6 protein-coding genes are annotated in these 13,782 nt (G+C 65.5%); 2 read left to right on the forward strand and 4 right to left on the reverse strand.

The window, feature by feature from the left end; translation table 11 throughout:
- Positions 1 to 97 precede the first annotated feature (97 nt).
- The gene (locus RRX38_RS09610) at positions 98 to 5,653 is read left to right on the forward strand and encodes an NEL-type E3 ubiquitin ligase domain-containing protein (RefSeq protein ID WP_315962351.1); all 5,556 of its coding nucleotides are present in this window, start codon (positions 98 to 100) and stop codon (positions 5,651 to 5,653) included.
- Positions 5,654 to 5,672: 19 nt separating this feature from the next.
- Here the strand turns inward: RRX38_RS09610 and RRX38_RS09615 are convergent, their stop codons facing one another.
- Positions 5,673 to 6,350 carry a tellurite resistance TerB family protein gene (locus tag RRX38_RS09615; protein ID WP_315962352.1) on the reverse strand — a complete coding sequence of 226 codons (678 nt, stop codon included), beginning with the start codon at positions 6,348 to 6,350 and terminating at the stop codon, positions 5,673 to 5,675.
- A 290-nt stretch (positions 6,351 to 6,640) separates the two neighbouring features.
- Here RRX38_RS09615 and RRX38_RS09620 point away from each other — a divergent pair, with 290 nt between their 5' ends.
- The gene (locus RRX38_RS09620) at positions 6,641 to 8,695 is read left to right on the forward strand and encodes a response regulator (protein ID WP_315962654.1); all 2,055 of its coding nucleotides are present in this window, start codon (positions 6,641 to 6,643) and stop codon (positions 8,693 to 8,695) included.
- A 241-nt stretch (positions 8,696 to 8,936) separates the two neighbouring features.
- Here RRX38_RS09620 and RRX38_RS09625 read toward each other — a convergent pair whose 3' ends face one another.
- From RRX38_RS09625 to RRX38_RS09635, 3 genes are all read right to left on the reverse strand, one after another.
- A complete protein-coding gene (locus RRX38_RS09625) occupies positions 8,937 to 10,043 on the reverse strand; it encodes an NADH:flavin oxidoreductase/NADH oxidase (RefSeq protein ID WP_295470721.1) in 1,107 nt (368 codons plus the stop codon).
- A 171-nt stretch (positions 10,044 to 10,214) separates the two neighbouring features.
- Entirely contained in the window at positions 10,215 to 11,000 is a 786-nt protein-coding gene (locus RRX38_RS09630; RefSeq protein WP_295470723.1) for a TenA family transcriptional regulator, read from the reverse strand.
- Positions 11,001 to 11,342: 342 nt separating this feature from the next.
- Complete coding sequence (locus tag RRX38_RS09635; protein ID WP_315962353.1) at positions 11,343 to 13,775, reverse strand: EAL domain-containing protein; 2,433 nt, start codon at positions 13,773 to 13,775, stop codon at positions 11,343 to 11,345.
- Positions 13,776 to 13,782: the final 7 nt, after the last annotated feature.

Genomic DNA, 13,782 nt, shown 5'->3' on the forward strand with positions numbered 1-13,782 from the left:
CGATGGCGAATAGATAGTTAGTGCCTGGGGGGTAGGACTCTATCGGTAACCTCGGCCGTTCTTAACCGAACCCGAGGTTTTCCATATGGATATGAACATGCCCGCCGCACTGCCGACGGCGGCGTTGCACAGGCAACTGATCGAGAAATACGCGCCACACTGGCTCAGAACCGCTCCTCCCGCCCTGCATGCGAAGCTGCGCCAGGCCGCCGACCCAGCCATGCTGACATCCTGGCTGGAAGCGGCCCGCCAGCGGCAACCCGAGGTGACCCGGCAGCTCGAACGGCAGGTCGCCGAGCACCAGGCCCATCAGGCCCGCATCGCCCCGCACCTGGAGCGCCTGGGTACGCTCCAGGCCTTTGCCGAGCCACGCCTGGTGGATGGCATCAAGGCGCGTTTCGGCCTGCAGTTGAACGTGCAGGCCACCTATCTGCTGCATGCCAACCATGCGCAGACCGATACTTCGTTCCTCGGCGTCAACAAGGACCCGATCATGGAGGCCAATCGCGCCTTGCGCGACGCGACCCGCCCTCTGCTGGACGCAGCACTGCAGAACTTCACCCTCGACGAAACCGTGCCAGGCGCCATGGACAACGGCCCCTCACTCAAGGCCGAGGTATTCGACAGCTACCAGATCCTGGGCCCGCTGATACGCGGCACGGCCCTGCCGATCGCGGCCCATGAGTTCGCCGCCCTCGCCCGTGAGCTGGACCTGGGCGGCCAGTATCAGGCGCACATCGACGCTATTTTCAGTGCGGACGCCGCAGAACAGTTCCAGGCCTTCGACCGCTCGGCGATGCTCGTGGAACTGCACATCGCCCGCTTGCAGGAACGGCTCGATGCCGACACCTATCAGAGCCTGGTCGCCTGGGTGGCAGGGCAACAGGGGACGACCTCGAAGGGCCTGCCACGGGTGTGCAGCGTGCTGCGCCTGTGGGACGTGGAGCTGCCCGGCATCCTGGTGTTCAGCAGGGATCGCGACCACTCCGACACCGTCGAGCCGATCGTGGTCTACATTCCGGACGACCCTGTCGCCCCGCTGCAAGCCTACCCGTCCAGCCTGGCGTTTCACCATGCATTGCGCGAACGCCTGTTCAGCAAGGGCTACCTGGATTTCTTCAGCCGCTTCTTTCCCGCCAGGCATCGCAGCCGCTTGATAGACCGGCTGTACAGCCGCCTCTACCCGACGGTCATTCGCGGTGAAGGCGCCGGCCATCAATGGCTCGACACCTTCGCTGATCGTCAGGCACGCCTGCACCTGGGTGAAAGCCGCCTGACCGGCCCGCTGTTCGAAGCCCTGTACCGACGCAAGCTGGCCGCCATCAAGGACAACGCGCGCTTCCACGGCGTACCCACTGCAGAGCAGGATCAGCGCAGTCGCGATGAACGCCTGGCCTGGTGGCGCGATCTGGCCCTCAATACCCTCAACGTCGCGGCCTTCGCCGTGCCGCTGCTGGGCGAGCTGATGCTCACGGTGACGGCGGCGCAACTGGGCTATGAAGTGTTCGAAGGCATCGAGAGCTGGTCGCGGGGCGAGCAGGGCCAGGCCCTGAGTTACCTGGTCGACGTGCTGGAGAATATGGCGCTGATCGGCGCCATGGGCCACGCCGGGGCCTCGGCCACCGGGCTGCCTGCGGTCGAGGTGCCCGAGTTCATCGAAAACCTGCGGCCGGTGCAACTGCCCGATGGCCGCACAAGGCTGTGGAAGCCCGACCTGGCGCCATTTGCCCACGATCTTGTCCTGCCTGCCGGACTGGAGCCCGACGCCAACGGCCTGATTCCTTACCAAGGCAAGCGCTGGCTGATCCTTGACGGCCAGCCTTACGCGGTCAAACCGTCCGCCGACGGGCAGCCCCACGTACTGGAGCACCCGCGCAAGCCTGGCGGCTATGAACCGAGCCTGCGCCACAACGGCGAGCGCGCCTGGCTGCATGAGCTCGATCAGCCGGAGCAGATGCAGGGCCTGACCCTGCTGCGTCGCCTGGGTTACGCGGCCAGCGAATACCCCGAGGTCATGGCGCGGCAGATCCTCCGCTGCTGCGATCTGCCCGAGTCCGTTCTGCGCCAGGCCCTGGTGTCGCTGCACCGGCCACCGGCGCTGCTGGCCGACACCGCCCTGCGCTTTCGCCTCGCGGGTGAAGCTGGCGGCCAGCACGAGGTCTTTCAGCAGCGCTACCAGCAGTTGCAGCACAGCAGCGAGCCGCTCTACCAGGCACTGCAGGAGCACCTGCCCATCCCGCTGCCCAAGGCCGTCGGCGAGGAGATCCTGGCCTGGGCCAGCGAGCCGGAGCGTGCCAGCCTGGGCCGTGGCCAGGGGCTGTCGCCGCGCCTGAGCGAAGAAGCTCGGCTGTATGCGCAGCAGGTACGCCTGACCCGGGCCTATGAGGGGCTGTATCTGCAACTGCTCAGCAGCGCCGACAGCGACCGGCTGGTACTGCACAGCCTGAGCGGCTTGCCCGGCTGGTCGGCGGACGTGCGCCTGGAGGTGCGCAGGGGCCACTTCCGCGGCCCACTGCTCGACAGCATCGGTGCCGAGGACGCGCCAATCCGCAAGGTTCTGGTCAGCAGCCAAGGTGGCTATGAGCCCTATGATGCCGAAGGTCTGCACCTCGACGGCCGCGACAACCTGTTCGCTGCGGTGATGCACGCCCTGCCCGATGCTCAGCGCCAGGCCCTGGGCCTGCCACATGTCGGCCAGGGCGCCGACCTGCAGGCGCTGGTCCGCCAACACCCGCTGACGCGTCGCCAGGCCCGCCTCGCCCTGGGCCTGCAAGCGGTCAGGCCAGGTTTTCGCTCGCCGATGCGCCTGGCCGACGGGCGCATCGGCTACCCCCTGAGCGGCCGCGGCGCCGGCGACTGGGGCTTTACCCGGGAAAGCCTGCTGGACAAGCTGCGCCTGTTGGAATTCGAAGACCTGTACCCCGAGCAGCTCTACGAGCAGCTCAGTGCACAGGGCCTGAGCCACGCGCAGATGGATACGCGCCTCAATCAACTGCTGGATGAACAGATCACCCTGCGTGCCCGCCTGAACGCCTGGGCCGAACGCAGTGCCGCGATTCCCGGCCTGGCCGAGGACGCGCCACGCCTGGAGAGCCGCACTCGCATCGCCGAGGCGATCTGGCGACACTGGCGCCTGCACAGCTTGCCCGAGCTGGCGCGGGGCGCTGCGCCGCTGGAGCTGACCCATTTTGCCCTGGAGGATTATCCGGCTGATCTGCCTGCATTCTTCAACGAACGCGTTACCCGGCTGGTCATCGACAATGCCACGCCCTATGCCGGTTCCCCGCCGGGTCTTGGCCACGCCACCGACAGCGATGTACTGGCGGACTTTCTCAGCCGGTTTCCACGCAGCGAAGCCCTGACGATTCACCAGCCTGCGTCGGCGAACCCGCTGTTCTCACGCTTTCCCGACCTGGCAGGACTGGTCGCACGCCAGTTGCCGAACCTCACCGAGCTGCGTCTGAGCAACCAGGGCCTGCTGCTCGACCAGGCCTGCATGGACAGCCTGCTGAGCCTGCCGCGTCTGCGTAATCTGGACCTTTCCGGTAACCGCTTCAGCCCCTTGCAGCCACTGGACCTGAGCCGCCTGCAACTTGAGCGGCTGGTCCTCGAGCGCACCGCGCTGGACCGCTGGCCGGCCTGGCTGTCGAACCTGCTGCCCGATCAGGTCGGCGAACTGTCCCTGGCCCACAATCGGCTCAGCAGCCTGCCGGAGGCGATCCTCAACAATCCTCCGAGCCTGTCGCGTCACAGCCGCATCGACCTGCGCGGCAACCCGTTGTCCGAAGCCAGCCTGATGCATGCCAGCCTGGGCGAACAGCGGGCACAGGCCTCGTTCAGCTTCCTGCTGGACATACCGCCCGGTGTCCAGGCACAGCTCGACAGCCTGCTGGCCGAACGCAAGCTGCTGGTCGAAGCCATCGAAGGCTGGGTAGGCGCCTCGACCTCCAGCGCGCCGTTGACCGCACAGCGCATCGCCGATCGGCAGACCATAGGCGAGGCCCTGCTGCAACACTGGCATGCGGCGGTTCTGGGCAACGATCTCGAACCCCTGGAGCTGACCGCCATCGACCTGGGCGAGTTTCCGCGCCGGGTGCCGACCTTCATGGCCCGACGCATACGCGGCCTGCGGCTGCAGCAAGTCACGACCACCAGCGCTCAACTGGACGAGGTGCTCAGGCGCCTGCCACGCCTGTCCTTGTTGCAGGTCGAAGGCCGCCTCACCGGCCTGCGCGAGCTGCCCGGCGCACTGGCGCAGCTGCCGGAACTCAATACCCTGAGCCTGATCAACCAGGAGCTGACCCTGGACCAGCCCGCCGTAGAGTTCCTTGCCCGCCTCCCGGCACTGGAGATGCTCGAACTGGACGGCAATCGCCTGGGGCAGATCGATGACGTCTCTGCCTTGCACGGCTCGGCGCTGCGCTGGCTGTCGCTGCGCAACACCGGACTGCGCGATTGGCCACGCTGGCTGGAAGATCTGCTGCCCAATCAGCTGGAGGCCTTGATCCTGGACAACAACCAGTTGACCAGCATCCCCGAAAGCCTGCTGGCCAACCCGCGCAGCGAACACCATCACTGCGACATCAACCTGTTGCGAAATCCACTGCCCCATGAGGTCATGCTGCGTGCCCACGTTTCGGAAGCCTATAACCGCGCCTACTCCTTCCTGATGGACCTGCCGGAAGACATCCGCCGGATTTCCTGGCGCGAACCCCATGACTCCGATACCGAAGGCTCGGATTCGGACTCCGACGCCTCCGGGCATCGTCATGGGGGGGCGGCGCCTGACCAGGACTCACTGGGCTTCACTCCCTGGCAGGGCGAGGACAGCGCCCTGGCCAGCCGGCGTCAGAGCGTGTGGGCCAGTCTGCAGGCCCAACCTGACGGCGGTAGCCTGCTGGAACTGGTCGACCAGTTGCGACATACCGCCGACTACCGCAAACCCGGCAGCCGCACGGCCTTGATCGACCGCGTCTGGCGGGTTCTGGAGGCCGCCGAGCAGGACCCTACGTTGCGCGGCGTGCTCAATGCGACGGCGCAGGAGCCTCTCACCCTGCTGACCAACGACGACACCTGTCCGGATGGCCTGATCCTGGAGTTCAACCAGATGGAAGTGATGGTCTTCACCCGCCAAGCCCTGCGCGATGCCCATGGCGAAGGTCGCGGTCCGCGACTGCTGGAGCTGGTGCGGCGGCTCTACCGCCTGCAGGCGCTGGACGGAGTCGCCCGGCGCCAGGCCGCCGGCCGGGATGAAGCCGAAGTACGTCTGGCCTATCGACTGCACTGGGCCAAGGCGCTGGACCTGCCGGTGCCGCCGGGCAACATGCTCTACCAGGCTCACGCTGAAATTCGTCCCGGTGAGCTGGAAGCCGCATTGGCCGAAGTGCGTACGGGGGAACAGGGGGATGCTTTCCTCGATTACGCCGCTGACCAGGACTTCTGGACCGGCTGGTTGCGCGAGCGCTATGCCGAGCGCTTCCAGCGCCTGGAGCAGGACTATCGGGACAGCCTGACGGCATTGACCGAGCGCTTCGAGAGCCTCAACGACCCGGCCTTCGAGAGCGCCGCCCGGCAACTGCAACGCCAGTACGAAGATGACCAGCGTGCGCTGCTCAAGGCGCTGACCAATCGCGAAGGCCTGGCCCCGCCCTGAGCGATACCGCCAGACCCACTCAGGCCTGGCGCACCCCGGCCTCCAGCTCGGCCTTGAGGCCGGGGTCGAGCTGAAGCTGGCGGGCCAGTTCGTCGAGGTAGGCGCGCTCCATGAAATGCTGCTCGTCCACCAGCATCAGGCTGGCGATGTACATTTCGGCGGCGATCTCCGGGGTCCGTGCAGCCCGGGCGATCTCCGCGGGGTCCAAGGGTTTGTCCAGCTCGGCATGCAGCCACTGCTGGAACTGGCGGTCGTCGTTGAGCTTGACGAACTCTCCTTCGATCAGCGCTCTTTCACGCTCGTCGACATGCCCGTCGGCCTTGGCCGCGGCCACCAACGCCCGGAGAATGGCCTGGCTGTGCACTTCGACCTGGTCGTCCGTCACCCGGTCGATGGTCTGCGGTTCGCGCCGCTCGGCCTGGCCCTGGCTGGCCTGCCAGTTGTTGTAGGCCTTGTAGGCAATCACGCCGAGTGCGGCCAGGCCGCCATAGGTCAGCGCCTTGCCGGCCATCCCCCGCCCCTTCTTGCCCTTGAGCAGGCTCATGGCCCCTGCCGCCAGGGCGCCACCGCCGGCCCCCGACAACAACCCGCCCAGCCCGCCGGCCGACGGACGGCCAGCGGGTTTGCCGGCGACCTTGTCTTGCAACATCTGTTGGCCCGAACGCAACAGTTGGTCGAGCAGCCCACGCGTATTCATGAATGACAGTCCTCCGCCGGATTGGATGAACCAATGGACCCGCTCGGCGCTGCAAAGTCCCCCCGGTGCGCCTTGAGGTAATGATTCCGGATATTTCCATGACGGCCTGACCCGTCGCGCAAAACTCCTCGAGGCAGGTGCAACCCTGGCGGGCCGGCACGGTCAATTGACCGAGCGTGAATCATTCCGCCTGACCGGCGGGTCCGAGGGCACAGGTTTCACTCAGGACACTGATTGCCCCAAGGGAGCGGCTGCAAGTGACATCGACAGGTTTTCCCGCCGGCGCCGGCATGGCTGCCCGGCTCATCAGAGAGGCTGACTGGAGCACGACGCCGCTTGGCGAGATCGGGCAATGGCCGGCGTCGCTGAAGGTCGCATTGAACATGCTGCTCGACTCGCCAGAGTCGATGTACATGATCTGGGGACCTGAACGCCTATTTTTTTACAACGATGCCTACGCGCCCATTCTCGGTTCACGGCTGGAGGGTGCGATGGGCAAGCCGGTCGCCGAGCTGTGGGGCGAGGTCTGGGAACAGGTCCGGCCCATGGCGGACCAGGCCCTTGCGGGCAACCCCTACCAAGCGCGCGACCTGCCGGTGACCATGTTCCGCGACGGGTACACCGAGCAGACCTGGTGGTCGTTCTGGTTCGGCCCCCTGCGTGACGAGCACGGCGACATACGCGGCATGATCTGCGTCACCAATGAAACCACCCGCCATGTGCTTGACCAGCAGGCGCTGCAGGCCAGTGAACGCCAGCGTCAACGGTTGATCGACGACCTGGTGCTTCTGGAACAGCGCCAGACTGCGCGCCTGGAGCAGCGCACCCTGGAACTGGACACATTCTGGGAGATGTCCCCGGACCTGCTCGCCATCATCGACGTGAACGGATGCTTCCAACGGGTCAACCCGGCCTGGACGGCGATACTCGGCCTGCAGCCCGAAGCGATGATCGGCCAGCCAATCACCCAAGGGCTGCACCCCGAGGACGTGGAACGCAGCCTGGAGGCCCTGGCGCACGCCAAGCACCGCGAACTGCCGCTGTTCGAGAACCGTTATCGGCATGCCGACGGCAGCTATCGCTGGTTCGGCTGGACCGCCGCCCCTGGCCGGGGCATGGTGTTCGCCCTGGGCAAGCACATGACCGAGGAAAAACAGCGCACCGAAGCCTTGCGCGCCACAGAGGACGCGTTGCGCCAGGCGCAGAAAATGGAAGCGGTCGGGCAGCTCACCGGCGGCCTGGCCCATGACTTCAACAACCTGCTGATGGGCATCAGCGGCAATATCGAGCTGTTGCGTTCGCGTATCAACCAGGGCCGTTGCGAACGCCTGGAGCGCTATATCACCGGGGCGCTGGAGTCCTCGCGTCGGGCCGCGGCCCTGACCCACCGGCTGCTGGCATTTTCGCGGCGCCAGACCTTGGCGCCCAAGCCCACCGACGTCAACGGCCTGGTCGAAGACATGGCCGAACTGATTCGCCGCACGGTCGGCCCGGGCATCGACATGCAGGTGATGCCCGCCCCGGGACTGTGGCCGACCCTAGTGGACCAGAACCAGCTGGAAAACTCATTGCTGAACCTGTGCAACAACGCCCGCGACGCCATGCCGGACGGTGGCTACCTGCTGATGGAGACCGCCAACCTGCAGCTGGACCGAGCGATGGCCGCCCAGTTGGAGCTGCCAGCAGGCGACTACGTGCTGCTCTGCGTCAGCGACACCGGTACGGGCATGTCGCCGGAAGTGATAGAGCGGGCGTTCGACCCTTTCTTCACCACCAAGCCGCTGGGCATGGGCACCGGGCTGGGGCTGTCGATGATCTACGGCTTCGCCCGGCAATCCGGCGGCGGCGTGAGCATTTCTTCATCGCTGGGACATGGTTCGAAAGTGTGTATCTACCTGCCGGCCCTGCAGGGCCACCCGCAACCGGCGCCGACACCGGAAGCCAGCGAGTTGGAGACTGCCGGTGTCGGTGCAGGGCAGACGCTGCTAGTGGTCGATGACGAGCCAGCGGTGCGCCAGCTGATGAGCGAGGTGCTGGAAGAGCAAGGTTACCGGGTGCTGGCGGCCGCGCAGGGCCATGAAGCGCTGAGTGTGCTGCGCAGCCCCCGCCCGATCGACCTGCTGGTCACCGACGTGGGGCTTCCCGGCGGCATGAATGGTCGCCAGTTGGCCGATGCCGCGCGCACTCTGCGTCCTGGCCTGAACGTGCTGTTCGTCACCGGCTACGCAGAGAACGCCGCCCTGGCGCACGGCACGCTGGACCCGGGCATGCACGTGCTGACCAAGCCATTCTCGATCAATACCCTGGGCCTGCGGATCAGCGAGCTGCTCGGCCAGCCAGCCTGAATCCGGGTTCGCTTCGCGGCTTAAGCCCTGCCCGTTCCAACCGGATTGCATTGCGGTTAACGCCAATACTGTTCGCTTAAGCTGCAGGTGGCCCGGTGGGAGCGGCTTCAGCCGCGAAAGCGCCAGGACACTCACTGCATCTGTTGTGAACAGGCGATCGCTTCGCGGCTGAAGCCGCTCCTACCACCAGTATCGCGGTTAACGCGGCCCTGACCAGTCAATGAGCAGAACCCGGTCCGCCTCAGTCGCGCAGGTCGGATTCATGGATCGGCTGATCGCGGTGGGTGGCCCGCTGGTACTGCGCCGGCCAGACCGCCTGGCGGCTGCCCAGGTCGTCATCGGCGTGTAGCGCCCAATACGGGTCGCGCAGCAGTTCTCTCGCCAGCAGGATGATATCGGCCTGCCCGGTGCGCAGAATGTGCTCGGCCTGGGCCGGTTCGGTGATCATGCCCACCGTGCCGGTGGCGATCTCCGACTCCTTGCGGATGCGTTCGGCGAAGCGTGTCTGATACCCCGGCCCCACCGGAATCTCGGCATTGACCGAGGTACCGCCTGACGAGACATCGATCAGGTCAGCCCCCAGCGCCTTGAGGCGCCGCGCCAGTTCCACGGTTTCATCCGGGTTCCAGCCGTCCTCGACCCAGTCGGTGGCCGAAACACGGACGAACAACGGCAGCTCGGCCGGCCAGACTTCGCGCACCGCCTCGGTGACCTGGCAGGTCAGGCGGATGCGGTTTTCGAATGACCCACCGTAACGGTCGTTGCGCCGATTGCTCAATGGCGAAAGGAATTGATGCAGCAGGTAGCCATGCGCGGCATGCACCTCGACCACCTTGAAGCCGGCGGTCAGCGCACGCCGGGTGGCGGCGACGAAAGCATCGATGACGTCGTTGATCTGGTCCGCACTGAGGGCCTGGGGGGCGACGTGCTCAGGGTCGAAGGCGATGGCCGATGGCCCCCAGGGCTGCCAGCCGCCCTCCTCGACCGGCACGTTGCCGTGCTTGCCCAGCCAGGGCCGCCAGGTACTGGCCTTGCGCCCGGCGTGGGCCAGCTGGATCGCCGGCACCGCGCCTTGGGCAGTAATGAAACGGGTAATGCGTTGCAGCGGGGCGATCTGCTCGTCATGCCACAGGCCAAGGTCCTGGGGTGTGATCCGTCCGTCGGCGGTCACTGCAGTGGCTTCGGTGAAGACCAGGCCGGCACCGCCCACCGCACGACTGCCCAGATGAACCAGATGCCAGTCATTGGCCAGCCCGTCGACGCTGGAGTACTGGCACATCGGCGAAACGGCGATGCGGTTGGGCAGTTGCAATTGGCGCAGGGTATAGGGTTCTAGCAGCAGACTCATGGCGACCTCTCATGGTGACAGTCAGGCGTCCAGCGCTCCTGGATGGAGGGGAAAGGCCGTACGCGTGGAGCGCACGCGGCGGCCTTTCCTTTCTTCTCAACAAGAGCCTAGTCGACAATCACCGAGGGCACCGGGTTCAGTCTGTGCCCAGCAGGCGCCCCTCCCGGGGTGTCAGGCCGGTAACGCGTTCAACTCGCGCTGCGGCCGACTGCTGCGCTCCAGCTGCATGCAGCGCTCCAGGAACAGGTACATGTAGTCATAGCTGCGAGTGATGGCCTGGCGCAGCTCGTACTGCTGGGCCTCGGTGGCGCGGTTACCCACCAAGGTGCAGATGATCTCCAGCGCTTCCCAGGGATGCGCATCATCGTACTGGGCGTGCATTTTCAGCCATTTCATGGCCCGCTTGCGCGTGTCGCTTGGAAAGCCCTCGGCATAGACTTCCCTGGAGCAGACCAGGGCCGCCCATTCGCCGGTGGCGCCTTCGATCGCATAATTGGTCGCCGCCATGGCCACGGCGAGGCTGTCGGTGGTGCAGGTCTGCGTGCACCAGTGGCTCAGGGCATGCAGCTCAGGCGCCACACGCTGGGCCTTTAGATCGGCCAGGCTGACGTCGTGGGCTTCACACCAGTGCAGCCAGTAGTCGGCATGGTTGAGTTCGACGCGGATATTGCGCATCAGCCAACGACGCGCCATGTCCTCGCCCGGATGGCGACCGAAGCGGGTCTTGGTGAGGTTGTGGGCCATGTACACGGAGAACTGCTCGACCACCGGCCAGCCGCCGATCAGGTACTGGCGCATGACCGCCGGACTCAGCACGCCATCGCGCATCCGCTGGTACAGCTCGTGGCCGACCACCCTGGCCTTGGCCGCGCTGCAGTCATTGATCAATTGCCGTGCCCAGGCTGGGTAACTGTCGGCTTCCATGAGCGGGCCAGTTCTGACGAAAGTATCGGTCACTGTATAACTCCTTTTAATGACGCCTGACTGGCGCTGCATTTCAGTCTGGCCTGGCACGGGTCGATCTCCCGGACAGGCCGGTGCATGTACGTACGGCCTAGGTTTTGTACGAAAAGTGCCTGCGCTCGGCCATGCTGCGTTAAAAACAGGCTGGATCGCCAGCCCGGTGGATCGCCACCCGGTCGGAATGCTCATTTACTCCAGTAAAGTCGCCCGCGACTCCGACCGTTCCTCGCCTGTTTTGACTCGCTGGCGCTCGCCCTTCGGGTCAGCCTACGGCTGTTACTCGCTTCGCTCGTTGCGCCTTGCCTGACCTTCGCTCGCCGACTTTTCGTACAAAACCTAAGGGCCACAGCGCACGGGTTCCTTGCAGAGGCTTTCGCAGGTCAGCAACTCCGGGCGACCGATCAGGTAGCCCTGGGCGAAGTTTACGCCCATGTCCCGCAATGCCGCTTCGATCACCGGGGTCTCCACGTACTCGGCGATGGTCTGCTTGCCCATGACATGCCCGATATGGTTGATCACCTCGACCATCGAGCGATTGACGGGATTGTCGAGCATGTCCTTGACGAAACTGCCGTCGATCTTCACGAAATCCACCGGCAGGTGCTTCAGGTAGGCGAAAGACGACATGCCCGCACAGAAGTCATCCAGCGAAAACAGACAACCCAGCGCCTTGAGTTCGTTGATGAAGACAATCGCACTGCCCAGGTCGGCGATGGCCGCGGTCTCGGTAATCTCAAAGCAGATCATCTGCGGCGTCACGCCATGCACACTGAACTGCTCTTTGAGATACCCCAGGAATGCAGTATCACCAATGCTGGCCCCCGACAGATTAATAGCACAGATCGCCCGGGGATCAGGGTGTCGTTCATCGCGCCTGCAATCGGCAATCAGCTGGAACACGCTGCGCACTACCCAGCGATCCAGCGTGGTCATCAGGCCGAAACGCTCGGCGGCGGGGATGAACCGGTCGGGAACTACCAGCGAGCCGGACTCGTCGCGCAGACGCAGGAGAATCTCGATGTGGCGAATGTCCTGGCCGTCGCGGCCAAGGGCGGCGATTTCCTGTGCGTAGAGGCAGAAGCGGTTTTCTTCCAGGGCTCGATGCAGACGCTGGATCCAGGCCATCTCACCTGAACGCAATGACAACGCCAGGTCGTCGGGGCGGTACAACTGCACGCGGTTGCGGCCTTTTTCCTTGGCCATGTAGCAGGCCAGATCAGCGGCCCGCAACGCATCCTCCTGGCTGGCAGAGGTATCGTCGATCAGCACCACGCCGATGCTTGCGGTGGTCACCAGCGGCTGGCCTTTCCAGACGAAGCCCAGCCGCTCGACGGTGACACGCAGGTCTTCGGCGATGCCCAGAACCGCGGACGCGGCGCAATCATGCAGCAGGATGGCGAACTCATCGCCGCCCAGGCGCGCCAGGGTGTCGCCATCGCGCAGCCCCGCCGCCATTACGCTGCACAGATGGCGCAGCAGGCTGTCGCCGGCGGCATGCCCGTAGCTGTCGTTGACCAGCTTGAACTGGTCGAGATCCAGCAGAATCAGGGCGCGGCCGGCGCCGCCGGGTATCGGCTGCCTGAACAGCTGTTCGAGCCGGTATTCGAACTCGCTGCGGTTCACCAGGCCGGTCAGCGGGTCATGCGCGGCCTGCCAGGACAGGTTGGCGATGTACTGGCGCTCTTGGGTCAGGTCATGCAGCACCAGCACCGTGCCATTGATGCGGCCTTCGTTGAGGATCGGCGAACCGACCAGCGCCACCGGCACGGTGCTGCCATCCAGGCGCTGGATAAGCTTGCAGTGCACGCTGCCGCGCTTGAGCCGGCCTTCGAGGATGTGCTCGATAAGCGTCGAGCTGTCGCGCCGGGCATGTTCGTCGAGCAGGTTGAACAGCGCCGCGAGCGGCATACCGGTCGCCTGCCGGTCCTGCCAATGGGTCAGTTGCTCGGCCGCCGGATTCAGGTAGACGATGCGCCCCTCCACATCGGTGCTGATCACCCCCTCCCCGATCGCCTCCAGCGTGACTTGGGCACGCTCTTTCTCCAGTTGCAGGGCGTCGGCCACCCCACGGCGCATTTCCAGCAGCTTATGGGTCCGCCACAGGGCCAGGGCGACGAGGGTCAGCGCACTGCACAGGTTGACCACGATCAGCACCCGCAACAGCAGGCGCGAACCCTGGCCTAGCGCATCACTGAAGGCCTTCGCCGCAGCGGTGAGCTGACCGTTGAGGCTGTCGATCTGCGCACGCCAGGCGGCGACCTCCGGCAGGCTGGGCGGCCCATCGGCAATACGTGCCCGCATGTGCTCGGCGAGCGCGTCGAGCTGCCCCAGCAAGGCGTCGCCCAACTCCCAGCGCCGCAAGGCCTCGCGCATGATCCCGGTGTCACGGAAATTGCGGTACAGCCAGATGATGCCGGGTACGTCGTCAGGGTGGTTGCCACCTTGCAGGATCGCGGTGCGCGCCGCCTCGAGGTCGGCCTGTGGACGATCCAGGGCGTCGCGCAGGTGATGCACGCCCTGGGGCACGGCCATGGCCTGCCGGTAGCGGGTATAGTCACCGTCATCCTGGCTGAGGGCGTAGAGATCCAGCGCATGAACGGCGTCTTTCTGACCCTTCGACCACAGGCTTTCCCCGCCCACGTAACTGCGCATCGTCGACAGCATGTACAGGCTGAAACACCCCAGCAGCATCTGCAACAGAGCCACCAGGATGAACGGCCACACGAGCCCCATGAGACGGGGCTTGGCCAAGTGACGCACTGGCTTCATGAACGGC

This window comes from Pseudomonas sp. DTU_2021_1001937_2_SI_NGA_ILE_001 (genome assembly GCF_032463525.1).
In the GTDB taxonomy this organism is placed as follows: Bacteria; Pseudomonadota; Gammaproteobacteria; order Pseudomonadales; family Pseudomonadaceae; genus Aquipseudomonas.

Excerpts from the sequence above, each read along its gene's own strand:
- RRX38_RS09610 (WP_315962351.1), top strand. The coding sequence starts at position 98 with ATGCCCGCCGCACTGCCGACGGCGGCGTTGCACAGGCAACTGATCGAG.
- RRX38_RS09615 (WP_315962352.1), bottom strand. The coding sequence starts at position 6,350 with ATGAATACGCGTGGGCTGCTCGACCAACTGTTGCGTTCGGGCCAACAG.
- RRX38_RS09620 (WP_315962654.1), top strand. The coding sequence starts at position 6,641 with ATGGCTGCCCGGCTCATCAGAGAGGCTGACTGGAGCACGACGCCGCTT.
- RRX38_RS09625 (WP_295470721.1), bottom strand. The coding sequence starts at position 10,043 with ATGAGTCTGCTGCTAGAACCCTATACCCTGCGCCAATTGCAACTGCCC.
- RRX38_RS09635 (WP_315962353.1), bottom strand. The coding sequence starts at position 13,775 with ATGAAGCCAGTGCGTCACTTGGCCAAGCCCCGTCTCATGGGGCTCGTG.